At 64.0% G+C, this 25,707-nt stretch carries 24 protein-coding genes; 5 read left to right on the top strand and 19 right to left on the bottom strand.

Translation table 11 applies throughout. The annotated features are described in order from the left end of the window. Nucleotides 1-5 precede the first annotated feature (5 nt). The 18 genes from AC07P1_RS29990 to AC07P1_RS29905 form a co-directional block, all read right to left on the bottom strand. A complete protein-coding gene (locus AC07P1_RS29990) occupies nucleotides 6-791 on the bottom strand; it encodes a TrmH family RNA methyltransferase (RefSeq protein WP_363496821.1) in 786 nt (261 codons plus the stop codon). Further along, nucleotides 788-1,501, bottom strand: coding sequence for a ribonuclease HII (gene rnhB, locus AC07P1_RS29985; protein ID WP_494699262.1), 714 nt, complete (start codon nucleotides 1,499-1,501; stop codon nucleotides 788-790). The genes AC07P1_RS29990 and rnhB overlap by 4 nt, the downstream gene beginning before the upstream one ends. Nucleotides 1,502-1,510: 9 nt before the next feature. Further along, entirely contained in the window at nucleotides 1,511-2,689 is a 1,179-nt protein-coding gene (gene lpxB / locus AC07P1_RS29980) for a lipid-A-disaccharide synthase (RefSeq protein ID WP_494699261.1), read from the bottom strand. Further along, nucleotides 2,673-3,461 carry an acyl-ACP--UDP-N-acetylglucosamine O-acyltransferase gene (gene lpxA / locus AC07P1_RS29975; protein WP_494699260.1) on the bottom strand — a complete coding sequence of 263 codons (789 nt, stop codon included), beginning with the start codon at nucleotides 3,459-3,461 and terminating at the stop codon, nucleotides 2,673-2,675. The genes lpxB and lpxA overlap by 17 nt, the downstream gene beginning before the upstream one ends. Nucleotides 3,462-3,463: 2 nt before the next feature. Continuing rightward, nucleotides 3,464-3,973 carry a 3-hydroxyacyl-ACP dehydratase FabZ gene (gene fabZ, locus AC07P1_RS29970; RefSeq protein ID WP_090313858.1) on the bottom strand — a complete coding sequence of 170 codons (510 nt, stop codon included), beginning with the start codon at nucleotides 3,971-3,973 and terminating at the stop codon, nucleotides 3,464-3,466. A 2-nt stretch (nucleotides 3,974-3,975) separates the two neighbouring features. Continuing rightward, nucleotides 3,976-5,031 carry a UDP-3-O-(3-hydroxymyristoyl)glucosamine N-acyltransferase gene (lpxD, locus tag AC07P1_RS29965; protein ID WP_494699259.1) on the bottom strand — a complete coding sequence of 352 codons (1,056 nt, stop codon included), beginning with the start codon at nucleotides 5,029-5,031 and terminating at the stop codon, nucleotides 3,976-3,978. Between the two features lie 23 nt (nucleotides 5,032-5,054). Further along, nucleotides 5,055-5,579 (bottom strand): OmpH/Skp family outer membrane protein, encoded by a 525-nt coding sequence (locus AC07P1_RS29960; protein ID WP_315212902.1) that lies wholly within the window; start codon nucleotides 5,577-5,579, stop codon nucleotides 5,055-5,057. 65 nt (nucleotides 5,580-5,644) lie between these two features. After that, nucleotides 5,645-7,981, bottom strand: a complete 2,337-nt coding sequence (bamA, locus tag AC07P1_RS29955) for an outer membrane protein assembly factor BamA (RefSeq protein ID WP_494699258.1) — start codon at nucleotides 7,979-7,981, stop codon at nucleotides 5,645-5,647. Between the two features lie 34 nt (nucleotides 7,982-8,015). Further along, nucleotides 8,016-9,464 (bottom strand): RIP metalloprotease RseP, encoded by a 1,449-nt coding sequence (gene rseP, locus AC07P1_RS29950; protein WP_494699257.1) that lies wholly within the window; start codon nucleotides 9,462-9,464, stop codon nucleotides 8,016-8,018. Further along, on the bottom strand, nucleotides 9,461-10,642 hold the full coding sequence (ispC, locus tag AC07P1_RS29945) for a 1-deoxy-D-xylulose-5-phosphate reductoisomerase (protein WP_494699256.1): 1,182 nt from the start codon (nucleotides 10,640-10,642) through the stop codon (nucleotides 9,461-9,463). The genes rseP and ispC overlap by 4 nt, the downstream gene beginning before the upstream one ends. Before the next feature lie 11 nt (nucleotides 10,643-10,653). Next, nucleotides 10,654-11,490, bottom strand: a complete 837-nt coding sequence (locus tag AC07P1_RS29940) for a phosphatidate cytidylyltransferase (protein ID WP_494699255.1) — start codon at nucleotides 11,488-11,490, stop codon at nucleotides 10,654-10,656. Continuing rightward, nucleotides 11,490-12,242 carry a polyprenyl diphosphate synthase gene (gene uppS, locus AC07P1_RS29935; protein ID WP_494699254.1) on the bottom strand — a complete coding sequence of 251 codons (753 nt, stop codon included), beginning with the start codon at nucleotides 12,240-12,242 and terminating at the stop codon, nucleotides 11,490-11,492. The genes AC07P1_RS29940 and uppS overlap by 1 nt, the downstream gene beginning before the upstream one ends. Nucleotides 12,243-12,368: 126 nt before the next feature. After that, complete coding sequence (frr, locus tag AC07P1_RS29930) at nucleotides 12,369-12,929, bottom strand: ribosome recycling factor (protein WP_090313874.1); 561 nt, start codon at nucleotides 12,927-12,929, stop codon at nucleotides 12,369-12,371. Nucleotides 12,930-12,980: 51 nt separating this feature from the next. Continuing rightward, nucleotides 12,981-13,697, bottom strand: coding sequence for a UMP kinase (gene pyrH, locus AC07P1_RS29925; protein WP_090313876.1), 717 nt, complete (start codon nucleotides 13,695-13,697; stop codon nucleotides 12,981-12,983). Nucleotides 13,698-13,857: 160 nt separating this feature from the next. Next, on the bottom strand, nucleotides 13,858-14,769 hold the full coding sequence (tsf, locus tag AC07P1_RS29920) for a translation elongation factor Ts (RefSeq protein WP_315399497.1): 912 nt from the start codon (nucleotides 14,767-14,769) through the stop codon (nucleotides 13,858-13,860). A 127-nt stretch (nucleotides 14,770-14,896) separates the two neighbouring features. Further along, nucleotides 14,897-15,649, bottom strand: coding sequence for a 30S ribosomal protein S2 (gene rpsB / locus AC07P1_RS29915; RefSeq protein WP_315212878.1), 753 nt, complete (start codon nucleotides 15,647-15,649; stop codon nucleotides 14,897-14,899). Nucleotides 15,650-15,835: 186 nt separating this feature from the next. Beyond that, nucleotides 15,836-16,891 (bottom strand): glycoside hydrolase family 62 protein, encoded by a 1,056-nt coding sequence (locus tag AC07P1_RS29910; protein WP_494699253.1) that lies wholly within the window; start codon nucleotides 16,889-16,891, stop codon nucleotides 15,836-15,838. Nucleotides 16,892-17,055: 164 nt separating this feature from the next. Continuing rightward, a complete protein-coding gene (locus AC07P1_RS29905; RefSeq protein ID WP_494699252.1) occupies nucleotides 17,056-17,829 on the bottom strand; it encodes a 3-keto-disaccharide hydrolase in 774 nt (257 codons plus the stop codon). Between the two features lie 338 nt (nucleotides 17,830-18,167). On the opposite strand from AC07P1_RS29905, the gene AC07P1_RS29900 reads away from it, so the two are divergent. The 5 genes from AC07P1_RS29900 (at nucleotide 18,168) to AC07P1_RS29880 (ending at nucleotide 24,292) form a co-directional block, all read left to right on the top strand. Then, nucleotides 18,168-18,980 (top strand): MHFG family PEP-CTERM protein, encoded by an 813-nt coding sequence (locus AC07P1_RS29900; RefSeq protein WP_494699251.1) that lies wholly within the window; start codon nucleotides 18,168-18,170, stop codon nucleotides 18,978-18,980. A 165-nt stretch (nucleotides 18,981-19,145) separates the two neighbouring features. Next, nucleotides 19,146-19,982: a type I methionyl aminopeptidase gene (map, locus tag AC07P1_RS29895; protein WP_494699250.1), complete on the top strand. Its 837-nt coding sequence runs from the start codon at nucleotides 19,146-19,148 to the stop codon at nucleotides 19,980-19,982. A gap of 6 nt (nucleotides 19,983-19,988) precedes the next feature. Then, nucleotides 19,989-22,571 carry a [protein-PII] uridylyltransferase gene (locus tag AC07P1_RS29890; protein WP_494699249.1) on the top strand — a complete coding sequence of 861 codons (2,583 nt, stop codon included), beginning with the start codon at nucleotides 19,989-19,991 and terminating at the stop codon, nucleotides 22,569-22,571. 32 nt (nucleotides 22,572-22,603) lie between these two features. Next, on the top strand, nucleotides 22,604-23,353 hold the full coding sequence (locus AC07P1_RS29885) for a pseudouridine synthase (RefSeq protein ID WP_330918806.1): 750 nt from the start codon (nucleotides 22,604-22,606) through the stop codon (nucleotides 23,351-23,353). A 267-nt stretch (nucleotides 23,354-23,620) separates the two neighbouring features. After that, nucleotides 23,621-24,292: a flagellar brake protein gene (locus AC07P1_RS29880; protein ID WP_494699248.1), complete on the top strand. Its 672-nt coding sequence runs from the start codon at nucleotides 23,621-23,623 to the stop codon at nucleotides 24,290-24,292. A gap of 18 nt (nucleotides 24,293-24,310) precedes the next feature. Here the strand turns inward: AC07P1_RS29880 and AC07P1_RS29875 are convergent, their stop codons facing one another. Beyond that, the gene (locus AC07P1_RS29875) at nucleotides 24,311-25,486 is read right to left on the bottom strand and encodes a pectate lyase (protein ID WP_494699247.1); all 1,176 of its coding nucleotides are present in this window, start codon (nucleotides 25,484-25,486) and stop codon (nucleotides 24,311-24,313) included. Between the last annotated feature and the right edge of the window lie 221 nt (nucleotides 25,487-25,707).

The following is a 25,707-nucleotide window of genomic DNA, read 5'->3' as shown; positions in this document are numbered from 1 at the left end:
ACGTTCTACAGTTGATTCTGCCTGACTTGTTCGAAAAAGCATACTGCCGCGCATGCGGCGACGTTCAGCGACTCCACTTGTCCCAGATGCGGTATCACCACCTGGTGGGTCGCCATCGATAGCAGGTCGTCCGCCACGCCCTGCCCTTCGTGGCCGAACAGCCACGCGACCGGCTGCCGCAGATCGACGTCGTACAGGCGCTGCGTGGCGTAGCCGCTGGTGGCCAGCGACGTCACCTTGGACGAAGACACCAGCGCGGCAAGATCGACGTTCTCGAAAATATCGAGCACGAAATGCGCGCCCATCGCCGCCCGCAGCACTTTTGGCGACCAGCAGAACGCGGTGCCGGCGCTGCAGTAGACTTGCTTGATGCCAGCCGCCGCCGCGCTGCGCAGGATGGAGCCGACGTTGCCGGGGTCCTGCACGTTATCGAGCAGCACCGCCGATACGGCCAGCGGCTCGGTGACCGCCCGCTCCGGCGTCTGCACCGAGAACATCACGCCGACGCCGTGTTCGACCTGGCTGACGGCGTTGTACAGCGCATCCGGCAGCGCCAGCACGTGCGCGTGCTTCGCCTCGAGCTGGCCGACGATGTCCATCACCTCCGGGTTATGCAGCGCGGTCTCGCTGACGATGCACTGCTCCGGCAGGCCGCGCAGCTGCAAATAAGCCTGGCACAGATGCACGCCGTCCAGCAGGGTGCGGCCGGACTTGCGGCGCGCCTGCGAACTGCCGGCCAGCTTGACCAATTCCTTGTATTGCGCGTTGTCGCGCGAGGTGATGGTCTTCATGCGAAACCTCCGGCGGGCAGCAAGTCCATGGTTTGCGCGGTTTGCCCCACCTTCGCCACCTTGACCATCTCCACCACCACGCCGTTGCGCATCGCGTGCAACTCCAGCACCTCGCGCACCGGCGCGAACGACCGGCGGTGCACCGGCGAGGCGCCATGCTCGCGCAGGCGCTCCATATGCAGCGCCGTGCCGTAGCCCTTGTGCTGGTCGAAGCAGTAATGCGGATACTGCGCATGCAGCGCCACCAGCGCGGCGTCGCGCGCGGTCTTGGCCAGGATCGACGCCGCTGAAATGGCGTCGACCTTGTCGTCGCCGCCGATGACGGCGATGCTCTGGATTTTCATGACCGGGCAGCGGTTGCCGTCGATCAGGGCCAAGGTCGGCACCGTCTTCAGCGCCTCCACCGCGCGCCGCATCGCCAGCATCGACGCCTGCAGGATATTGAGTTTGTCGATCTCCTCTTCCGACGCCTCGGCGATGGCCCAGGCCAGCGCCTGCGCCTTGATCAGGGGCGCGAGCAGATCGCGCTTGGCCTCGGTCAGCTTTTTCGAGTCGCGCAGGCCGGCGATGGGCCGCGAAACGTCGAGGATGACGGCGGCGGCGAACACCGGCCCGGCCAGCGGGCCACGGCCGGCTTCATCGACGCCGCAAATGATCTCGTCTTGCGAATCGGGCAGGTCGTCGAACAAACCGGGATGTTGATTTTTCACGTTGATTCTCTATCTTGAAATGACCTTGAGCACCGCCGCCGCGCTCTCCACCGCGCTATTGCGCAGCAGGCTGTGATGCATGTCGCTGAAGCGCTGCACCAGCTTGAGGCGGTGCGGCACGTCGCTCAATTGCTTCCACATGGCGTCCGCCAGTCCCTGCGGGCTGGCCTCATGCTGCACCATTTCCGGCACCAGGAATTCGCGCGCCAGGATGTTCGGCAATCCAATCCAAGGCTGGTAGCCGAAATGGCGCAGGATCTGGTATTCGGCCGCCATCATCTTGTATGCGATGACCATCGGCTTCTTGAACAGCGCCACCTCCAGCGACGCCGTTCCCGAGGCCACCAGCACGGCGTCGGCCGCCGCGATGGCGGTGTGCGACTGGCCGTCGAGCAGCTGGACTTCCACGTCCCGCAGGCCGGCCTGCGCCACCAGTTCGAGGAAGTATTGGCGCTGGCGCTCGCCCGCCATCGGCGCGACGAAACGCAGCGAGCGGTCGCGCTCCTTGAGCAGTTTGGCGGCGCCGATGAAGGCCGCCGTGTTGTACTTCAATTCGGACATGCGGCTGCCGGGCATGATGGTCACCACGTTGGCGTCCTCCGGCAGGCCCAGGACGCGGCGCGCCGCCGCTTCGTCCGGCGCCATCGGTATCAGCTCGGCCAGCGGATGGCCGACATAGCTGACCGGCACCCCGGCTTTGCGGTAGATCTCCTCCTCGAACGGGAAGACCACCAGCATGTGCGAGACCGCCTTGATGATTTTCTTGATGCGGCCGCCGCGCCAGGCCCAGATCTGCGGCCCGATGTAGTGGATGGTCGGTATGCCCGCGTCCTTGAGCTGCATCTCCAGGCCCAGGTTAAAGCCCGGATAGTCGGCGCCGATGAAGGCGGCCGGCCGCTCGGCCAGCAGGCGGTCGCGCAGTTCGTTCTGGATGCGTTTGATTTCGGGATAGCGCGGGATCACGGCCAGCAGGCCGCGCACGGTCAGCTTGTCCATCGGGTAGTGCGATTCGAAACCCTGCGCCACCATATGCTCGCCGCCGATGCCGTGGAAGCGCGCGTCCGGCAGATGCGGACGCAGTCCCGATAACAGGCGCGCGGCCAGCACGTCGCCCGAAGGCTCGCCGGCGACGACCGCCAGCGATAGTGGCGATCGTTCCGGCTGCGTCATATCAGCGGACGATGCCACGGCTGGCGGTGCCGAGGAATTCGCGCATCGAACGAATCTGCTCGGCGGCGGCAGGCGTGGCCTGCTCCTCGGCCAGCAGCGCGGCCTTGGCCTCTTCCAGGGTCAGTCCGGAGCGGTAAATCAGCTTGTAGGCGGTGCGGATGCCGTTGATCTGCTCGCGCGTGAAACCGCGCCGCTTCAGACCCTCGATATTGACGCCGTGCGCCTGCGCCGGATTACCGTTCAACAGCACGAACGGCGGCACGTCCTGGGTCAGCGAGGTGCTCATGCCGACGAAGGCGTGGGCGCCGATCTTGCAGAACTGGTGGACGTTGGCGAAGCCGCTCATGATCACCCAGTCGCCGATTTCGACGTGGCCGGCGATCTGCGCGTTGTTCGAGAAGATCGTGTTGCTGCCGACCTGGCAGTCGTGCGCCAGGTGGACGTAGGCCGAGATCCAGTTGTCGTGACCGAGCGAGGTGACGCCCTTGTCCTGCACCGTGCCGGTGTTGAAGGTGCAGAATTCGCGGATCGTGTTGCGGTCGCCGATGGTCAGGCGGGTCGGTTCGCCGGACCACTTCTTGTCCTGCGGCGCGGCGCCGATCGACGAGAACTGGAACAACTTGTTGTCGCTGCCGATGGTCGTATGGCCTTCGATGACCACGTGCGGACCGACCACTGTGCCCGAACCGATGCGCACGTTCGGGCCGATGACCGAATACGGCCCCACTTCGACGCTGCTGTCGAGTTCCGCTTTGGGATCGACGATGGCGGTGGCGTGAATCTTCGACATGCTTACTTCCCCATGGGCTGGCTGGCGTCGACGGCGCTGCGGATGGTGCACATCAGTTCCGCCTCGAGCGCGAGCTGGCCGTCGACCGTGCCGACCGCCTTGTACTTCCAGATGCCGCGCGCGTGGCGCAGGATCTCGACGTTCATCACCAGCTGGTCGCCCGGTTCGACCGGACGCTTGAAGCGCGCGTTGTCGATGCCGACGAAGTAGACCACCGAGTTCTCGTCCGGCTTGACGCCGATCGACAGGAACGACAGGATGGCCGCCGTTTGCGCCATCGCCTCGATCATCAGCACGCCCGGCATGACCGGCTTGTGCGGGAAGTGGCCGTTGAAGAATTCCTCGTTGACGGTGACGTTCTTGATCGCCGTGATACGCTTGTTGGCCTCCCAATCCAGCACGCGGTCGACCAGCAGCATCGGATAGCGGTGCGGCAGGTACTGTTTGATCGCGTGAATATCCAGGCACTTCTTGGTGCAGGACGATTCGGTGGTTTCCGGAGTGGTGGTCATAATTATTTCTCTTCTTGATTCGTCAATGTTTTAATTGTCTTTTCCAGCGCGCGCACCTTGTCGCGCATGGCGGACAGGTTGCGCACGATGACGGCCGACTTTTCCCATTCGGCCGGGCGCGACATCGGGTAGTAGCCGATGTAGGTGCCGGGCTCCGTGAGCGAGCGCGGGATCATCGTCGACGGACCGACATTCACGTGGTCGGCGATGGTGATATGGCCGTTGATCATGGCGGCGCCGCCGAAGGTGCAGTACTTGCCGACGGTGGTGCTGCCGGCCATGCCGACGCAGCCGGCCATCGCCGTGTGCGCGCCGATATGACAGTTGTGGGCGATCTGGATCAGGTTGTCGAGCTTGACGCCATCCTCGATCACCGTGTCGGCCAGCGCGCCGCGGTCGACCGTGGTGTTGGCGCCGATGTCGACGTCGTCGCCGATCATCACGCGCCCGGTCTGCGGGATCTTGATGTAGACGCCCTTCTCGTTGGCGAAGCCGAAGCCGTCGGTGCCGATCACGGCGCCCGAGTGGATGATGCCGCGCGCGCCGATCTGGCAGTAGGCGTGGAAGGTGACGTTGGCGAAGAAGTGCGTGCCCTCGCCGATCACCGCTTCGCGCCCGATGTAGCAGCCGGCGTCGATGACGGCGTGCTCGCCGATGACCGCGCCCGGTTCCACCACCACCTTCGGTCCGATATGGGCCGAGGCGGCGATCTGCGCGCCCTCGCCGATGAAGGCGGTCGGATGGATGCCCGCCGGCGGCACGATGGCCGTCAGCGAGTGGAAATACTGCGCCGCCTTGGCGAAGTAGACGTAAGGGTTGGGGGTGACGATGCGCGCGCCGGTGTAGCCGGCGGCGATGAATTCGTCATCGGCGGGCGAGACGATCAACGCCGCCGCCGCCGTCTGCAGCGCCTGGGCGCGCAGTTTGCTGTTGCTCAGAAAGCTGATGTGCGAAACGCCGGCGTCGGTCAATGGCGCGATCCCGGTCACTTCCAGGTTCGCGTCACCCATCAACTGCCCGCCGAAGCGTTCGACCAATTCTCCCAGTCGAGTGCCCATCGGGGTATCCAATCTTGTGTGATTTATTTGTCTTTATCGAGCGCCGCCAGCACCTTGTCGGTGATGTCGATGCGCGGGCTCGCCCATACCGCGTCCTGCAGCACGATGTCGAAGCCTTCGACATTGGCCATCTGGCGGATGATCTTGGTGGCGCGGTCCGAGATGGCCTGGCGCTCCTCGTTGGTGCGCTGGCTCAGATCCTCGCGGAACTCGCGCTGGCGGCGCTGGTATTCCTTATCGAGTTCGAACACGTCGCGCTGGCGCTTGACGCGGTCGGCCTCGGACAGCGCCGGCGCTTCCTTTTCCAGCTTGTCGGACGCCGTCTTCAGGCGCCCCGCCATGTCCTGCATGGCCTTCTCGCGGCTCTTGAACTCTTCCTGCAGCTTCTCGCTGGCCAGCTTGGCCAGCTTGGACTCGTTGTAGATGCGCTCGGGACTGAGCCAGGCGATGCGCGAGGCCGAGGTCTGGGCCTGCACCGGCGCCAATGCACTCCAGCCCAGCGCAAGCACGGCGAGATATTTGGTCAGATTAGCGGATGCAGTCTTCAACTTGTTTCTCCGAGGTAAATATTGGTACGGCACGCTGCGCGCTGCGATGTCGGCGACCGCCGGCATCAGAAGCCGCTACCCATCTGGAACTGGAAGCGTTCCAGGCGGTCGCCTTCCTTGGCGTTCAAAGGCTTAGCATAACTCAACTTGAGCGGGCCGACCGGCGAAATCCAGCTGATGCCCAGCCCGGACGAATAGCGCAACTGCTGCAGGCGCATCTTCTCGCCTTCCTGGTAGACCTGGCCGCCGTCGAGGAAGGCGAACCAGCGCAGGCTGCGGTCCTGGCCCGAGCCGGGGAACGGCATCTGCAACTCGGCGTTGCCGATCAGGCGCGAGGCGCCGCCCAGCGCGTCGCCGTAACGCGGATCGACCGCGCCCAGCGAGGAGCTCAGGTAGCCGCGCACCGAACCGATACCGCCGCCGTAGAAGTTCTTGAACACCGGATAGGAGCTGTCGCGCAGTCCGCGGCCGTAGTCGATCTCGCCCTTCAGCGCCAGGGTGACCTTCGAGAACAGCGGCTTGTACCACTGCTGTTCGTAGACCGCGCGGTAGTACTTCTGCTGGCCGATGATGTCCAGTTCCAGGTTGGCGCGCTGGTAGCGGCCCACGGTCGGCGTCAGCGCCGAATCGCGGCTGTCGCGCGCCCACGCCATCGTCAGCGGCACGGCGTTGGTCTTGGCGCTGCCGATGCCGCTCTGGATGCCGGTGATGTCGCGCACATACTGCTGGAAGCGGGTCGGCGAGGTCTGGTCGGTCTCGATGTTCGAGCGTTCCAGGCCAATGCCGAAGAAGACGGTGTCGACTTCGGAGAACGGCACGCCGTAGCTGACGCGTCCACCCTGCTGCTTGATGGTGTAGTAACCGGTGTTGAGCGCCGGCGGTTTCTGCGTGCGCAGATAGATCTCGTACGAGCGCGAGACGCCGTCGTCGGTGTAATACGGGTCGGTCTGCGAGAACGAGATCGTGCGGCTGTACTTGGACGTGTTCAGTTCCATGCCGACGGTGGTGCCCGAGCCGGCGAAGTTGGCCTGCTGGATCGCCGCCTGGAAGGTGAACTTCTCCGACTGCGAGAACGCGCCGCCGATCTGGAAGTTACCGGTCGGCTTTTCGACCACGGTCAGGTTGACGTCGACCTGGTCGGAGGTGCCCTGCGCCTCCGGCGTGTCGACGGTGACGTCCTTGAAGTAGCCCAGGCGGTCGACGCGGTCGCGCGACAGCTTGATCTTGTTGGCGTCGTACCAGGACGACTCGAACTGGCGGAACTCGCGGCGGATCACCTCGTCGCGCGAGGTGGTGTTGCCGGCGATGTTCATGTGGCGCACGTAGGCGCGCTTGCCCGGATCGATGAAGAAGGTGAACGCCACTTCGCGCTTGTCGCGGTTGATGTCCGGATTGGCGTTGACGTTGGCGAAGGCGTAGCCGAAGGTGCCGAGGCGGTCCGAAATGAGCTTGTTGGTCGCGGTCAGGCGCGCGCCCGAATAGGTCTCGCCGTTCTTGAGCAGGACCAGCGAGCGCAGTTCCTCCTCGCGGCCGAAGGTCTCGCCCTCGAACTTGATGCCGGAGACGGTGTACTTCTCGCCTTCGGTGATGTTGATCGTGATGTAGATGTCCTTCTTGTCCGGCGTGATCGACACCTGCGTCGAATCGATGTTCATCTCGATGTAGCCGCGGTCGAGGTAGAAGGACTTGAGCGACTCGATGTCGCCGGTCAGCTTGGTCTTGGAGTACTGGTCGGCCTTGGTGTACCAGCTGAACCAGCCGCCGGTGTTGAGGGCCAGCTGCTGCTTCAGTTCCTTGTCGTCGAACACCTTGTTGCCGACGATGTTGATCTGCTTGATCTTGGCGACGTCGCCCTCGTCGACCGCGAACGTGATGTTGACGCGGTTACGCTCGATCGGCGTGACGGTGGTGACGATCTTGACGCCGTACAGGCCGTGCGACAGGTATTGGCGCTTCAATTCCTGCTCGGCGCGGTCGACCGAGGCCTTGTCGAAAATCTTGGTTTCGCCGACGCCGATGTCCTTCAGCGCCTTGACCAGCGTGTCCTTTTCGAATTCCTTGGTGCCGGTGAACTCCACCTTGGAGATGGCCGGACGTTCCTCGACCAGCACCACCAGCACCTGGCCGTCGGCTTCGAGCTTGACGTCCTTGAAGAAACCGGTCGCGTACAGCGCCTTGATGGCGGTGACGCTCTTGTCGTCGTTGAAGGTCTCGCCCACCCGCACCGGCAGGTAGCTGAACACGGTGCCGGCCTCCGTACGCTGAATACCTTCGACGCGGATGTCCTTGATGACGAACGGTTCGATCGCCATGGCACGGCCGGCGCACAGCGCCAGGACGGCGGCGCCGATCAGGCTGCGGCGTAAAGAAGGTGAAGTAATACGGTCAGAATATAATTTCATTGGGGTTATTCAATGGCTAAATCAACGAACTACTTTATAAGAGCCGGGCGACGTCGTTAAATACCGCCAACAGCATTAACGTCATCAGCAAACCGATGCCAACTCGCTGTGCGATCTCATTAAAACGTTCCGGCACAGGACGCCCAGTTAAAACTTCCAGCGAATAATACAGCAAATGCCCCCCATCTAGAACCGGAATCGGTAGCAAATTCATTACCCCTAAACTGATGCTGATAAAGGCGATAAAGCTTAAATAACTGACCACGCCCATGCGCGCGGTCTGGCCGGCGTAGTCGGCGATCGTGATCGGGCCGGTGACGTTCTTGAGCGAGACCTCGCCGACGATCATCTTGCCGATCATCTTCAGCGTCATCGTACAAGTGTCCCAGACGCGGGTCATCGCCTTGCCCACCGCCTCCAGCGGCGACGAGGGCACGACGATCATATCCGGCACCAAAGCGACGTAAGCGCTGATCTTACCGACTGTTACAGTTCCTTTGCCGCTTTTTGCCTGCTCGGCCTGGGGCGTCATGGCCAAGGTGACCGGCTGGCCGGCGCGCCGCACCACCACGTCCACCGTCTTGCCGGCCGAGGCGCGGACGATGTCGATGAAGGCGATGCCGTCGGCCACCGGCGTGCCGCCGACCGACAGCAGCAGGTCGCCGACCCGCAGGCCGGCGCGCTCGGCCGGGCCGCCGGGCAGCACCTGCTGCACCACGGGCGCCGGACGCGCCACACCCAGGCCCAGTTTGCCCAGCACGTCGCCGTCGAGGTCGAGCGCGGCCAGCACGTCGGCCGGCAGCACGAAGTGCATGCGCCCCTCGCCCGGCCGCTCGACCGTCAGGCGCGCTTCCTTCTTGTCGATGGCCGACTGCATCAGGTTCCAGCGCAGCTCGGACCACACCGCCACCGGCTGCTCGTTAATGGCGGTGACCAGGTCGCCGCTGCGCAGGCCGGCCCGCCACGCGGGCGTGGCGGCCGGGGTCGCGGCCGGATTGGTGGTTTGCTTGTCTTGCGCGGCGGAGTCGTCCGCCGTCGACGCGTCGGTGGCCAGCGCGGCGACGTCGCTGGCGCGCACGCTGATCTTGCTGACCGGTTCCTCGACGCCATACATGTACAGGCCGGCGAACAGCACGATCGCGATCAGGAAGTTGGCCAGCGGACCGGCGGCCACGATGGCGATGCGCTTCCATACGTTCTGACGCGTGAACTCGCGCTTCAGGTCTTCCGGCGGCAGGTCCTTGAGCTCGCCCTCGCGCGCGTCGAGCATCTTGACGTAGCCGCCCAGCGGCAGCGCCGACACGGCCCACTCGGTCTGGTCGGGGCCGAAGCGGCGCGACCACACGACCTTGCCCATGCCGACCGAGAAACGCAGCACCTTGACGCCGCACCAGCGCGCCACCAGGTAGTGGCCCAGCTCGTGGAAGACGATCAGGGAGCCGAGGCAGACGACGAACGCCAGGACGGTTTGCAGGAAGTTCATTTTGCCAGTCCGGCGATGTGGGTTTCAGCGGCGGCGCGCGCCAGCGCGTCCTGCGCCATGACGGCCTCGATGCTGTCGGCGGCGCCGTGCGGCAGCGCGTCCATCACGTGGGCGATCACGCGGTCGATCTGGCGGAAGCCGATCTTCAGGTCGAGGAAGGCTTGCACCGCGACCTCGTTGGCCGCGTTCAGCAGCGCCGGCGCCGTGCCGCCGGCGCGCAGGGCATCGAAGGCCAGCGCCAGGCACGGGAAGCGGGCGAAGTCGGGACGCTCGAACTGCAAGGTGGCGATCTGCGTCAGGTCGAGCTGGGCGACGCCGGAATCGATGCGCTCCGGGTAGGCCAGCGCGTGGGCGATCGGCGTGCGCATGTCAGGGTTGCCCAGTTGCGCCAGCACCGAGCCGTCGACGTAGGACACCATCGAATGGATCACCGACTGCGGGTGGATGACGACGTCGATGCGGTCGGCCGGGGCGCCGAACAGCCAGTGCGCCTCGATCACCTCCAGGCCCTTGTTCATCATCGTGGCCGAGTCGACCGAGATCTTGCGCCCCATCGACCAGTTGGGATGCTTGCAGGCCTGCTCCGGCGTGACGTCCTCCAGGGTCTCGACGGCGCGCGTCAGGAACGGGCCGCCGGAGGCGGTCAGCAGGATCTTGGCGACGCCACTGGCGCCGGGCTGGCGGCCGTACGACGCCGGCAAGCACTGGAAAATCGCGTTGTGCTCGCTGTCGATCGGCAGCAGCACGGCGCCCGCCTCGGCGGCGGCGTCGATGAACAACTGGCCGGACATGACCAGCGCCTCCTTGTTGGCCAGCAGGACCTTCTTGCCGGCGCGGGCGGCGGCCAGGGTCGGCGCCAGGCCGGCGGCGCCGACGATGGCGGCCATGACGCTGTCGACCTCGGGCGCGCTGGCGATGGCGCACAGGGCGGCCTCGCCGTATTCGACCTCGGTAGCGACGCCGGCCGCGCGCAGCAGCGCGCCCAGGCGGTCGGCGGCGTCGGCGGTGCCGACGACGGCGCGCGCGGGACGGAATTGTACGCACTGGGCGGCCAGTTCGTCGACGCGGCTGTGCGCCGACAGCGCGTAGACGGCATAGCGCTGCGGATGACGGGCGAGCACGTCCAGCGTGGACACGCCGATCGAACCGGTGGCGCCAAGGATGGTGATGCGTTGCATAGGAATGTCTTTCAGAGCCAGGCGGTCAGCAGCGCGGCCAGCGGCAGCACGGGGATCAGCGCGTCGACACGGTCGAGCACGCCGCCGTGGCCCGGCAACAGGTTGCTGCTGTCCTTGATGGCGGCGCGGCGCTTGAGTTGGGATTCGAACAGGTCGCCGATGACGGAGGCGGCGACGATGACCAGCAGCGCCAGCAACGTCAGCGCCCAGCCAAAGCGCGCCTGCAGGCGCACGGCGAAGGTGTCCTGCAGCCACGGCGCCGAGCCGGCGAGAACGATGGTCAGCGAGGCGATCGCCAGCACGGCGATGCCGCCGCCGATGGCGCCCTCCCACGACTTACCGGGAGAGATGGTCGGCGCCAGCTTGCGCTTGCCGAAGGCCTTGCCGGAGAAATAGGCGCCGATGTCGGCGATCCACACCAGCGCCAGCACCGACAGCAGGTACAGCGGCGACTTCAGGTACAGGCCGACGATGGCGAAGAAGCAGGCGAAGATGGCGAAGCTGAAGGTGATGGCCATCGACCGGTTGGCCGCGCCCTTGAGCGGAGGCAGGCCCAGGCCCAGCGTGGGCGCGTAACGGATCAGCCACAGCAGCGCGGCCACGCCGTACAGCGCGGTGACGGCGCCCGGTTGGGCGCTGTACATCAGCAGCACGAACAGGCCGCAGCTGACCACGCCGGCGACCCGGGCGGCCGTCTCGGACAGGCCGAACAGGCGGGCGCCCTCCCACATCGCGGCGCCGACGAACAAGGTGACGACCACGGCGAACGCGGGGAAATAATTGAAGAACAGGACCGGCAGCAACACCGCCAGCAAGAGCACCGCGGTAATAATCCGTGTTTTCAGCATTAGTTTTTCTTTTCCGCCAGTTGCGCGCCGGTGCGGCCGAAACGGCGCTCGCGGTGCTGGTAGGAGGCGATCGCCTCGTCGAGGCACTCGATGGAGAAATCGGGCCAGTACGTCTCGGTGAAGAACAGTTCGGTGTAGGCCAGTTGCCACAGCAGGAAGTTGGAGATGCGCTGCTCGCCGCCGGTGCGGATGAACAGGTCCGGCTCGGGCGCGTAGGCCATCGCCAGGTGCGGCGCCAACTGCTCCTCGGTGAAGTTGCCGGCGCCCGGATGGGCGGCCACCATCTTGCCGACCGCCTGCATGATGTCCCAGCGCCCGCCGTAGTTGGCGCAGACGGTGACGGTCATGCGGGTGTTGTTGGCGGTCTTGCGCTCGGCGCTGGCGATCATGCCCTGCAGCTTGGCGTCAAAGCGGCTCAGGTCGCCGACGACTTTCAAGCGGATATTGTTGGCGTGCAGCTTGGAGACCTCGCGGTCGAGCGCCGTGACGAACAGGCGCATCAAGAGCGACACTTCCTCTTCCGGGCGGCGCCAGTTTTCGGAGCTGAAGGCGAACAGGGTCAGGTATTCGACGCCGCGGCGGGCGCACGCCTCGACCACGGTGCGCACCGCTTCCACGCCTTTGACATGGCCGGCCACGCGCGGCAAAAAGCGCTTGGTCGCCCAGCGGCCATTGCCATCCATAATGATCGCCACGTGACGCGGCACATTCGGGGCTTCCGGAACCTCAGTAGTCGAACTCGTATATTTCATGAAAACTTTGGTGCCAAAGTATAAAGTATTGCAGGTGTGACGCAAAAAAACAAGACGCCACTAAAGCGGACGCCGCCCGGACGCACACAAGCGGCCGGGCGGCTGGCGATCGGGACGTCGCTGAACTTAAACCGTCAGCACTTCTTTTTCTTTTTCGACAACCATCTTGTCGATGTCGGCGATGAACTTGTCGGTCAGCTTTTGCACGTCGTCGGAGGCGCGGCGCTCGTCGTCCTCGGAGATGGCCTTGTCCTTGACCAGCTTTTTCAGGCTTTCATTGCCGTCGCGGCGGATGTTGCGCACGGCGATCTTGGCGTCCTCGGCTTCGCTCTTGACCAGCTTGACCATTTCCTTGCGGCGTTCCTCGGTCAGCGGCGGGGTCGGCACGCGGATCATGTCGCCCTGCGACGACGGGTTCAGGCCCAGGTCGGCGTCGCGGATGGCTTTTTCGATGGTCGAGGCCATTTTCTTCTCGAACGGCTGCACGCCGATGGTGCGCGCATCCATCAGGGTGACGTTGGCCACCTGGGTCAGGGCCGTCGGCGAACCGTAATATTCGACCATCACGTGGTCGAGGATGCCGGTGTGGGCGCGGCCGGTGCGCACCTTGGCCAGATCGGCGCGCAAGGTTTCCAGCGATTTGGTCATGCGTTCTTGCGCATTCTTTTTAACGTCAGCTACGGACATTGCTGCTCTCCTGTGATCGGATATAAATGATGATGGTATTAACTAACAGCGTTAGACGTGGACCAGTGTACCCTCATCCTCGCCCATGATGACGCGTGCGAGCGCGCCCGGCTTGGTGATGGAGAACACTTTGATCGGCAATTTCTGGTCGCGGCACAGCGCGAAGGCGGTCGCGTCCATGACTTGCAGGTGCTTGGCGATCGCCTCGTCGAAGGTGATCGAGTGGTACAGGGTGGCGTTCGGGTCCTTCTTCGGATCGGCCGTGTAGACGCCGTCGACCTTGGTGGCCTTCAGCACGATCTCGGCGCTGATCTCGGAACCGCGCAGCGCGGCGGCCGTGTCGGTGGTGAAGAACGGGTTGCCGGTGCCGGCCGCGAACACCACGACCTTGCCCTCTTCCAGGTACTGCAGCGCCTTCGGGCGCACATACGGCTCGACCACCTGCTCGATGCCGATGGCCGACATCACGCGCGCGGTGATGCCGACATGGCGCATGGCGTCGGCCAAGGCCAGCGCGTTCATGACGGTGGCGAGCATGCCCATGTAGTCGGCGGTGGCGCGGTCCATGCCTTGGGCGCCGGGGGCGACGCCGCGGAAGATGTTGCCGCCGCCGATGACGATCGCCAGTTCCACGCCCATTTTCGCGACCTCGGCCACATCGGCGACCATCCGTTCGATCGTGCCGCGGTTGATGCCGTAAGGATCATCGCCCATCAGGGCTTCGCCGGACAATTTGAGGAGGACGCGCTTGTAGGCTGGTTTGGACATGAGACGGGGCTCCTAAAGTGTGTATGGGGTTGATTCAGGGAAGGCTGCCGGCGCCTATCATACCTTGAGATAGGCGCGACGGCCGCCGGGGACAACTGGTGTTACAGACAAGATTATCTTGCCGGGCTAAAAAAACGGGCCTCGCGGCCCGTTTTCACTATTACCCCTGGGAAGCGGCCATTTGAGCGGCCACTTCTGCGGCGAAGTCATCGACCTTCTTCTCGATGCCTTCACCGACGACGTACATCGTGAACGCTTTCACGGTGGTCGCTTTTTCTTTCAGCATCTGTTCGATCGACTGCTTGTCGTTCTTGACGAACGCCTGGTTCAGCAGCGACACTTCCTTCAGATACTTCTGGACCGAGCCTTCCAGGCGCTTGGCGACGATTTCCGGCGATTGCGCAGGCTTGCCGGCGGCGGCGGCGGTGGCCGCGTCCTCGTCGGCCTTCAACTGGGCGACCGAGCGCTCTTTTTCGATCAGTTCGGCGGGAACCTGGTCGGCCGACAGCGACACCGGCTTCATCGCGGCGATGTGCATGGCGACGTCTTTACCGACTTGCTCGTCGGCGCCATCGAACTCGACCACGACACCGATGCGGGTGCCGTGCAGGTACGAGGCCAGCTTGGCGCTCGTTTCGAAGCGCTGGAAGCGGCGGATCGACATGTTTTCGCCGATTTTACCGATCAAGGCGGCACGCACCTCGTCCAGCGTCTGGCCGTTGCCAGCTGGCAGGGCCAGCAGCGCGGCGACGTCGGCCGGGTTGTTTTCGGCGACCAGCTTGGCGGCGGTGTTGGCCAGGTTCAGGAAGTCGTCGTTCTTGGCGACGAAGTCGGTTTCCGAGTTCACTTCGATCAGCGCGCCCACGCCGTTGGCGATGTAGGTGGCGACCACGCCTTCGGCGGTCACGCGCGACGACGCTTTCGAGGCCTTGCCGCCCAGCTTGACGCGCAGGATCTCTTCGGCACGGCCCATGTCGCCTTCGGCTTCGGTCAGTGCTTTTTTGCATTCCATCATTGGCGCGTCCGTCTTGGCGCGCAGTTCGCCTACCATTGCTGCAGTAATCGCTGCCATAGTGTTTCTCCTGTATTCGGTATTCGGTGGAAGGGGAGCGGCCGGTGAGCCCTGCTCTACCCATTTACGTTAAAAAAAAGGGGGAGCTGTTGGCCACCCCTTTTTCCTTGCAGCTAGTTCAGAACAATTAAGCCTGTTCGTTCACTTCGACGAATTCGTCGCCTGCCGCGGCTTTGACCATTTCAACGATCTCGTTACCGGCGGCCGCACGGCCTTCCAGGATCGCGTCTGCCACGCCACGGGCGTACAGCGTGATGGCTTTCGACGAGTCGTCGTTGCCTGGAATAACGTACTGAACGCCTTCTGGCGAGTGGTTGGTATCGACCACGCCGATGACCGGGATGCCCAGTTTAGCGGCTTCGGTGATGGCGCCTTTATGGTAGCCAACGTCAACGACGAAGATTGCGTCAGGAACGCCGCCCATGTCCTTGATACCGCCGATCGATTTTTGCAGCTTGATCATTTCGCGTTGGAACATCAGCGCTTCTTTTTTCGACAGCTTCTCAACCGAACCGTCTTCGATCTGGGCTTCCATGTCTTTCAGGCGCTTGATCGAGGTCTTGATGGTTTTGAAGTTGGTCAGCATGCCGCCGAGCCAACGCTGATCGACGAAAGGAACGCCTGCGCGTGCCGCTTCGGCAGCGATGATTTCGCGGGCTTGACGCTTGGTGCCGACCATCAGGATGGTGCCGCGGTTCGAAGCAACCTGCTTCACGTGTTTCATCGCTTCTTGATACATACCCATCGTCTTTTCCAAGTTGATGATATGGATCTTGTTGCGGTGACCGAAGATGAACGGTGCCATCTTTGGGTTCCAGAAACGGGTTTGGTGACCAAAGTGGACACCGGCTTCCAGCATTTCGCGCATCGTTACGGACATATTTAACTCCAGGGTTGGGTCTGGAATCCGATCAGTCACCATATAGGCACCCTTGTCGATCGGATTCGCGTTTATGAATAAACAATATTGACTACTTTATTGCCTGAACCGAAAGTCAAATCCAAGCAACCCGAGATTCTACACTGAAAACAGCCACTTAGGCAAGTCCGCAGATGGCGCGCCGGATCAGCGGCACAGCGCGCTGACCGGATTTTCACCCTTGGCCGTGATCACGCCCAGGCGGTACGGAAGCTTGATGTAGTCGTCGACGCGCACCTTGGGGTCGTTGCCCTGGAACAGATATTGTAGCGGCCGGCAAGGATCGATCGTCATCGTTTGATCGGTATTGGTGCGCACCATTTCACCGTGGGAAATGCCTTCCGACCAAATCTTTTCAACATTGTCGGCGGTCGCGAACGCGTTCATCGGCGCGGACGAGAAAGGCTCCCATTTTCCGTCGAGGCGATCGCTCTTCCAGATACGGAAGTAACGTCCCTTGGGCGAGATCGCCTCCACCAGGGTGATGTAGGTACTGGTGTTGGCGATCTTATAAGTATTGCTCGCCTCGAACACGTCTTCCTTCTTTTCGGTCATGACGGCGACGGTGTTATGGAAACCGTTAGGGAATTTACTCAATTCCGTTTCGGACCGCAACAAACGTCCATTGTCGTCGGTGCCGAACATATAGCATTTTTTATCGTCGCAAATCACCCAAAAATCCAGCCAGCCGACGCCCAGCGGCGCCTTGACGATGTCGGGCACGACGGGAAAGAACGGTTTCGGCGCGCTCCAGGACATCGGATCGCCGATATCTTTCGAGGTTGAATACAGCGGATCGGCGCCCTGATAGACCATATACCAGGTTTTCTGTGGAGCGAAATAAAACACCTGCGGCGCCGCCCGATACCCCGGCCCCATCGGGGATTTATCCAGCGGGACGATCTTCGCGGCCGGCGCGTTCTCCCATTTGTCGAAGCTGGTGTAGCCCAGCCCCCAGCCGGTCGAACCGGCAGTGGTAAGAAACACATGATATTTGCCGTTCGCGTAAACGACCGAAGGATCCTTGACGCCGTAAATCGTTTGATTCGGATCGGCCTGCGGCGCGATAAGCGGCGGGCTTGAGGTCCAGTTAAACGTCGGATTGGCGGGTTCGGCAGCACCGCCGGCAATCGCATTACTCCCGCCCCATACCGCCAGGGCAGCCCCCAGCATCATCCCGCTACCGCATTTTTTCAGTTTCATTCGTCTCTTCCTCTTTTTGGCGCGTCAAAAATTATTGGCAAGTTGCGCCCGGAGCGTAGGCCTAAACATGCGCGCGCGAATAATGCGCAGCGCACTGTCTATTGCAACGCCCCGCTTGTTCAAGGAAGTGTGCGAGAAGTGTTAGGCGCGGAGCGGCCGGCGGCTCATTTAACCTCCCTGACCCAGATGTTTCTAAACTCCACACCCGGCCCCTTATCCCCATGATCCTGCAACATGATCGGCGAGCGCCCATGCTGGAAATACCGGGGCGTTCCCACATACAGCGTTTCGCCTTTGAGTTCGACGTTCCATTGCACCAGCACCCCATTGTGGAAAGCCGTCACGCGCGCCGGACTCTGCAACGCGCCATCGGCGCGGAAGCGCGGCGCGCTCCACAGGATGTCATAGCTTTGCCATTCACCATTCGAACGGCAGGCATTCACCAGCGGAGGAAACTGTTTATAGATGCTGGCGGCCTGTCCGTTGACATAGGTCTTGTTCGCGGCGCAATCGAGCACCTGCAACTCGTACCCGCGCAACGCCGGACCGGTGGCGGCCAGGAACACGCCGCTGTTGCCGCGACTTTGGCCGGCGCCGACAACCTCGGCCGGGGTGCGCCATTCGATGTGCAGCTGGTAGTCGAGAAAGTCGCGCCGCGTCTGGATGTGGCCCGAGCCGCTCCGCACCTTCAAAATTCCGTCGGCCACCGGCCATGTGGCCGCCCCAAGCTTGGCGTCGGTGGAAACCCACTCCTTCAGGTCGGCACCGTCGAACAGCACAATGGCGTCCGACGGCGGCTTGGCGCCTTCGCCCGGCACCACCTTGACCGGCTCGGGCGCCCACAGCTCGGTCGCGGCCGGGTCCGTCTGCGCGACCGAGGCGGCGGCGATAAGGAGATTGGCGAGCAAGGCGCCCAACGACACCGAGGTAATTTGCATTGTTTTCCTTTTGGCAATTAACTGTTGTTTTATAGGTTAAACGTCTTCCCGACGTGTTTACTAGCGATCTTAGCAATCTTTGCCCACCGCGACGACTGCACCTTCACGCCGCGGACCTGCCGGTCGCCCTTGCCCTGGACAAACAATGTCAATTGTCGACCGCAATACAACGGCCCAAACGTTAAATTGTAACAACTAGAAATTTATTGTTCTGAATCATGGGAATCGTGGGCAATTTGTAATATCATTTGCAAAAGTTTAGTGCCTGAGCCATAAGACACTTGCTTTTTTGTAAGACCTGATAAAATTGCAATATTGCGTTTCGGAGATTGTCCTCAATGTCTACCCTCTTTGCCATTACCCTCGCGGCCGCGGCCACCGTGCAACCCAGCTGCTCCTGGGATCGGCCGGGCGCCAACCCGTATACCGGCAAGACCGACGCCGCGATCGACCGCTACACAGACATCCCGGAACGCACACGCGTCAAGCTCAAGCACCGCATCACCTATGGCAATCCGGACGAGACCGTCAACATCACGCGCGACGCGATCACCGGCAAGTACGTCTACGACGCCGAGATCCGCGACATGCACTTCGGCGCCGCCTCCGTCTGCCACACCGTCACCCGCAGCAAATGGGCCGCCAGCCGCAATGAACCGGGCGCCGTCTACTGCGTCGACCAACATTGCATCCTGGTACCAAAAATCTGCGGCAACGTCAGCCGCATCGTGCGCCCCCGCCCCGCCGTGGCGCAACTGCCGCCGCCGGCCGCCGCGACGCCGCCGAACTGGAACGAGCATGTCGGCGACAGCGATCTCGGCCTGCTGGACGCGCCCATCGTCGAAGACGTGCCGAACCTGCGCACCGCCGGCTTCCTGCCGGCGCCGCTGGCGATGGCGCCGATCGAGGAACGCACGGTCGAAGGCCCGGGCGGCTTCACCGGCCGCCCGACTCCGACCAACCAGCCGATCTTCCCGGGCGGCAGCGTGCGTCCGATCACGCCCCCGCCGCCGGGCGTGACGCCGGTCGCCCCGGTGCCCGAACCGGAAACCTACGCCATGCTGTTGAGCGGGCTGGGCCTGCTGGGCTTCGCGGCGCGCCGCAAGCGCCGCGCGGCCGCCGCCCTGGCCGCCGCCGGCAAGGCCGCCTGAGGCTAGACCGGGCAGCGCCGGGACCGATTCCGCCACGGAGCCGCTGTTGCCGCACGCGACGCCCCCGGCGTCGTTTATAATTTCAGCATATTTGCACGCCGCGACGGACGAAAGTCCGCTCGCCGCCTGCGTTTTTACCGTTTACCTTGCTGATTGCGATCCTCTATGTCTATCTCCATCAAATCCGCCGAAGATATCGCCGGCATGCGCGTGGCCGGCCGCCTGGGCTCCGAAGTGCTCGATTACATCACCCCCTTCGTCAAGGCCGGCGTGACCACCGGCGAGCTGGATCGCCTCTGCCACGAATACATGGTCAACGTGCAAGGCACCATCCCGGCGCCGCTGAACTACTGCCCGCCGGGCTACACGCCCTACCCGAAGGCGATCTGCACCTCGGTCAACGACGTCATCTGCCACGGCATCCCGGGCGACAAGGTGCTCAAGAGCGGCGACTCGGTCAACCTCGACATCACCGTCATCAAGGATGGTTATCACGGCGACAACAGCCGCATGTTCCTGATCGGCGAGCCGTCGATCATGACCAAGCGCCTGTCCGACATCACCTACGAATGCATGTGGCTGGGCATCGCCAAGGTCAAGCCGGGCGCGCACCTGGGCGACATCGGCCACGCCATCCAGCAGCACGCCGAAAAAGCCGGCTACAGCGTGGTGCGCGAGTTCTGCGGCCACGGCATCGGCAAGATCTTCCACGAGGAGCCGCAGGTGTTGCACTATGGCCGTCCGGGCACGCTCGACGAGCTCAAGCCGGGCATGATCTTCACCATCGAGCCGATGATCAACGCCGGCAAGCGCGAAATCCGCGAGATGGGCGACGGCTGGACCATCAAAACCAAGGACCGCAGCCTGTCGGCGCAGTGGGAACACACCATCCTGGTCACCGAGACCGGCTACGAGGTGCTGACCCTGTCGGCCGGCAGCCCGCCGCCGCCAGCCTTCATCCTCGACGCCGACGCCTCGGCCGCACCGGCCGTGGCGGCGTAAGCGCGCATGTCGGCGGCCGTCATGAAGAACGAGCTGCGCGAGCAGCTCAAGCGCCAGCTCAAGGCCGAACGCCAGATCGTCATCGCCGGCTTCCAGGCCGACGGCATGCCGGAAAAGCTGCTGCGCAGCCTGCGCCAGAGCGTCGACGCGGTGCTGACGACGGCCTGGCACGAGGCGCGCCTGCCGGCCAACACGGCGCTGATCGGCGTCGGCGGCTACGGCCGGGGCGAGCTGTTCCCCTATTCCGACGTCGACCTGCTGATCCTGCTCGAGGCGGCGCCCGACGGCCCCACCACCGCCAAGCTGGAGGAACTGGTGCAGCTGCTGTGGGACCTGGGCCTGGAGATCGGCCACAGCATCCGCACCGTCGATGAATGCCTGACCGAATCGGCCGCCGACATCACCGTGCAAACCAGCCTGCTCGAGGCGCGCGTGATCTGCGGCGACGAACAATTGTTCGAACAGCTGCAGCGCCGCTACGACGCCGCGATGGACCCGCGCGCCTTCTACCACGCCAAGCTGCTGGAGATGCGCCAGCGCCACGCCAAGTACGAGGACACCGCCTTCAGCCTGGAGCCGAACTGCAAGGAAAGCCCGGGCGGCCTGCGCGACCTGCAGGTGATCCTGTGGCTGGTCAAGGCCGCCGGCCTGGCCAACTCGTGGCGCACCCTGGCCACCAGCGGCCTGATCACGCAGACCGAGGCCAAGCAGCTGATGGAAAAGGAGCGCGCCTTCAAGGACATCCGCGTGCGCCTGCACCTGCACGCGGGCCGGCGCGAGGACCGCCTGGTGTTCGACATCCAGACCGCCATCGCCGAGTCGCTGGGCTTGCAGGCCACCGGCAGCGGCCCCGGCATGCGCCGCGCCAGCGAATACCTGATGCAGCGCTACTACTGGGCCGCCAAGACCGTCACCCAGCTCAACACCATCCTGCTGCAAAACATCGAGGAACGCCTGTTCCCGCAGGAAGAGCTGGCCGTGCCGATCAACGAGCGCTTCAACGACCTGAACGGCCTGATCGACATGCGCGAGGACGACACCTTCGCCCAGCGGCCGTCGGCCATCCTGGAAATCTTCGTGCTGATGACCGAGCGGCCTTCGCTCAAGGGCATGACCTCGCGCACCATGCGCGCGCTGTGGCACGACCGCTTCCTGATCGACACCCAGTTCCGCGCCGATCCGGCCAACCGCGCGCTGTTCCTGCGCATCCTGCAGGCGCCGCAGGGCATCATCCACGCGCTGCGCCGCATGAACGATTTGTCGATCCTGGGCCGCTACCTGCCCAACTTCCGCAAGATCGTCGGCCAGATGCAGCACGACCTGTTCCACGTCTACACGGTCGACCAGCACATCCTGATGGTGGTGCGCAACATGCGCCGCTTCACGATGGCCGAGCACGCGCACGAGTACCCGTTCTGCAGCCAGCTGATGGCCAACTTCGCCCAGCCGTGGCTGCTGTACCTGGGCGCGCTGTTCCACGACATCGCCAAGGGACGCGGCGGCGACCACTCCAAGCTGGGCACGGTCGACGCCCAGCAGTTCTGCGTCGAGCACGGCATGGGCGCCGAGGACACCGAGCTGGTGGTGTTCCTGGTCGAGCAGCACCTGGCCATGTCGCAGGTGGCGCAAAAGCAGGACCTGTCGGACCCGGACGTCATCGCCGCCTTCGCCAAGACGGTGGGCGACGAGCGCCACCTGACGGCGCTGTACCTGCTGACGGTGGCCGACATCCGCGGCACCAGCCCCAAGGTGTGGAACGCCTGGAAGGCCAAGCTGCTCGAGGACCTGTACCGCATCACCTTGCGCGTGCTGGGCGGCGAGCCGCACAGCGCCGACCACGAACTGAAGAACCGCCAGCAGGAGGCGCTGGCCACCTTGCGCCTGTACGGCCTGGGGCCGGACGCGCACGAAGCCTTCTGGCGCCAGCTCGACGTCGCCTACTTCCTGCGCCACGACGCCTCCGACATCGCCTGGCAGACGCGCGCGCTGTACGACCGCTTCACCAGCGACAAGCCGGTGGTCAAGTGCCGCCTGGCGCCGATCGGCGAGGGCTTGCAGATCGCCGTCTACATCCGCGACCAGCCCGACCTGTTCGCGCGCATCTGCAGCTATTTCGACCGCAAGAACTTCAGCATCCTCGACGCCAAGATCCACACCACGCGCCACGGCTACGCGCTCGACACCTTCCTGGTGACCGAGCAGAACTTCGCCAAGAGCTACCGCGACATCATCAACCTGATCGAGCACGAGCTGTGCGGCGCGCTGACCCATCCGGAGCCGCTGACGGCGCCCGGCAAGGGGCGCTTGTCGCGCCTGTCGCGCACCTTCCCGATGCAGCCGACGGTGGACCTGCGGCCCGACGAGCGCGGGCAGTATTACCTGCTGTCGATCGCCGCCAACGACCGCACCGGCCTGCTGTATTCGATCGCCAACGTGCTGGCCAAGTACCGCCTCAACCTGCATACGGCCAAGGTCATGACACTGGGCGAGCGGGTCGAGGACGTGTTCCTGATCGACGGCGCGGCGCTGGGCAACGCCCGCAGCCAGTTGCAGCTGGAAACCGACCTGCTCGAGGCGATCAAAGTATAAACTGCGCCATTCATCATTTATAGAAAAGCATCATGTCAGAAGAATTATTACGCCTGTCCAAGCGCATGTCCGAACTGGGCCTGTGCTCGCGCCGCGAAGCCGACGAGTGGATCGCGCGCGGCTGGGTCCGGGTGGACGGCCAGGTCGTCTCCGAGCTGGGCAGCAAGGTCTATCCAAGCCAGAAAGTCACCGTCGAGCGCCAGGCGGCCGCCGAGCAATCGAAGCGCGTGACGGTACTGATCAACAAGCCGATGGGCTACGTCAGCGGCCAGGCCGAGGACGGCTACCAGCCAGCCGTGGTGCTGGTCAAGCCGGAGAACCGCTGGCCGGACGATCCGTCGCCGGAACTGTTCCACCCCACCCAGCTGCGTTCGCTGGTGCCGGCCGGCCGGCTCGACATCGATTCGGTCGGCCTGCTGGTGCTGACCCAGGACGGCCGCGTGGCCAAGCACCTGATCGGCGAGACCACCAGCGTCGACAAGGAATACCTGGTGCGCGTCGAGTACACCAAGCCGGGCAAGCTGCCCGACAGCGACCTGAAAAAGCTCAACCACGGCCTGTGGATGGACGGCAAACCGCTGCTGCCGGCCAAGGTGCGCTGGCAAAACGACGACCAGCTCAGCTTCACCCTGCGCGAAGGCAAAAAACGCCAGATCCGCCGCATGTGCGACATGGTCGGCCTGAAAGTTGTCGGTTTAAAAAGGGTACGCATCGGCAAGGTCAAACTGGGCGACCTGCCGGTCGGCCAGTGGCGCTACCTGCGTCCCGAAGAGCAATTCTAAGCGGCGGCCGGGGCGCCGGCGGCGCCATCCCCGCCCGCGCGTGGATCAAACCGCACATTCCGCGAAATATTCTCACTGGTTATTGCTATTTAGCAAGCCAAGCGCACGAATAACTTGTAAACTGTTCGAACCGACCTCGCATTGCTGAAGTCACAATCAAAGAGATATGCCGTCGTGAACGATCCAATACCCAATGAAATGCGCCGCGGCCCGCCCAGCCTAAAAGATGCTGTGGAGCCGATACCGGCGGGTTCGAAGCCGCATGACATGACCGATGAACATGACATCGGCGATTCGCTGACCCTGCTCGCCGACAACGGCGACCCGGTGTCGATCTACCCGGCCAGCACCACCAACGTGGTGATGGCGCGCATCCGCTCGGTGGACCCCGAAAATCCGCGCTTCGTGCTCGAGCTGAACGAGGGCGAGTTCCTGCCGCCCGGCGAGGCGACCTTTGTCGCCTGGCTGCGCTCGGCGAAGATCCAGTTCAAGCTGACGTCCGAGGACTGGGCCTGCCAGCCCGGCGTGCCGACCCTGATCCCGCTGGGCTTCCCGCTCAAGTGCCTGGTGCTGAACCGGCGCGCCTCGACCCGGCTGGAGACGCCGCTGGGCATCTATTACATGGCCTCGTTCGTGTTGAACGGCAAACCGTACGAATTGCAGCTGTACGACTTCTCGTCGGGCGGCGTCGGCATGCGCGCGCCGCCGCGCGACTGCGTCGGCCTGCACGTGGGGCGCAAGCTGCAGCGCGTGCGGCTCGAACTGGGCCCCGATTCGGTCATGATCGCCGACCTCGAGGTGCGCCTGTCGCGCACCTTCCGCTCCTTCCTGCTGGGCGAGCAGGTGCAGATCGGTTGCCAGTTCACCAATCTGTCGCCGGCCATGCAGGACGAGCTGGCCCGCCTGCTGGACAAACTCAACACCAGAAAGCACCGCTAGGCGGGCCGGGTTCGCCGCTCAGACCGTGTCGACCGACTGCCGCACGCTGGCCGCGCCGGTGGCCTTGCTGGTATCGCCCATCATCGCCTCCAGTCCCGCGTGGCCGGTGTCGTCGTTCTTGAAGTTGACGCTCGAGGTGTGCGAATCGAACCGGAAGACGTCATATTTGACGTCGCGCAACACCGAATCCTCGAAATCGACATGCGCCGTGATCGGCTTGCCGCCGCTGGTGACCATCAACTGGCCGACGTCGGACGCCTGTATCCCCTTGAGCTTGACGTTGGCGTCGCCGTTGGTCTGGATCACCTTGTCGTGCGCGTGGTAGAACGACGAGTTGGTGATCTCGACCTGCGCCGGCCGGCCCAGCGCGGTCGCGGCGACCCCGGCGCGCTGCGCGTCGACCGCGCGGTTGGCGTCGCCGTCGATGGTGATGGCGTCCTCGCCGACGTCGCGGTTGACCACCCTGTCGAGCTTGGCGTCGCCCATCAGGTGGATGCCGTCGGCGCCCGAATACTGCACGTTCTTCAGCGTCCCGCCCGACTCCACGATAAACACCGGCAATTGCGTCTCGCTGACGCCGCCGTCGCCCAGCGCCTTGGTCGGACGGTAATACTTGCCGCCGCCATCGAAGGTTTCGCCCGCGTGCACGATGATCGGTCTATCCACGTCGACGATGCCGGTCGGCTCGGGCGGCGTCGTGCTGGCCGCCGGGCGCCCGGCCGACACCGGACTCGACACCGGGGCGGTCGCGGCCAGGGTGACCGGCTTGACGGCGGCGCGCGGGGCGATCGCCGTCGTGCCCGCCGATTTTGCACCATTGTTGTGCACCAGCGGGACGGATGCGCCGATGTGATGCGCGGGGACGCCTCCATGCGCCTCGACGGACTGCCACAGCGCCGGTTGCGTGTCGGCGGCCTTATGGGAATGATGGCCGTGGTGGTGGCCGTGGTGGTGGTGATGATGGGGGTGGTGATGGGCGTGGTGATGGTGCTTCGGGCGCTTATGGTCGCCGCCGTCGATCGCGGGCGCCGCCGATTTGGCGCCCACGCCGCGTTGCATCAAACGCCGCACCGCCTGCTCCCACTCCTTGTCCATATTAAATGCGCCCGGCCCGGCCGGGGACGCGCCGTGGCCGGACGCGCCGCACCGGTGCTGCTGCGCGTCGTGGACGCGCGTGATCGATATCTTTTCCATGGTTTCCCTCTCTGGCTAGCCGTGTTTCGGGTCGGCGCCGTCTTTCTTGGGCGCCTCCGATTGGCCGAGGGCGCCGCGTTGCAGCACCGCGTTGTGAAGGCTGTTGGCTAAAATTTTATTCATGGTTTCTCCCGCTGGTTCGATGTGGGCCGGACAATTCCGACGAATCCACTCTACAAGCCCGCCCGGCGCCGCCGGCGCCCATAACGAAACGGGCGCGC

Source organism: Duganella sp. GW821-FHT07F09 (assembly GCF_059418705.1).
This window is presented reverse-complemented; position numbering and strand designations above follow the sequence as displayed.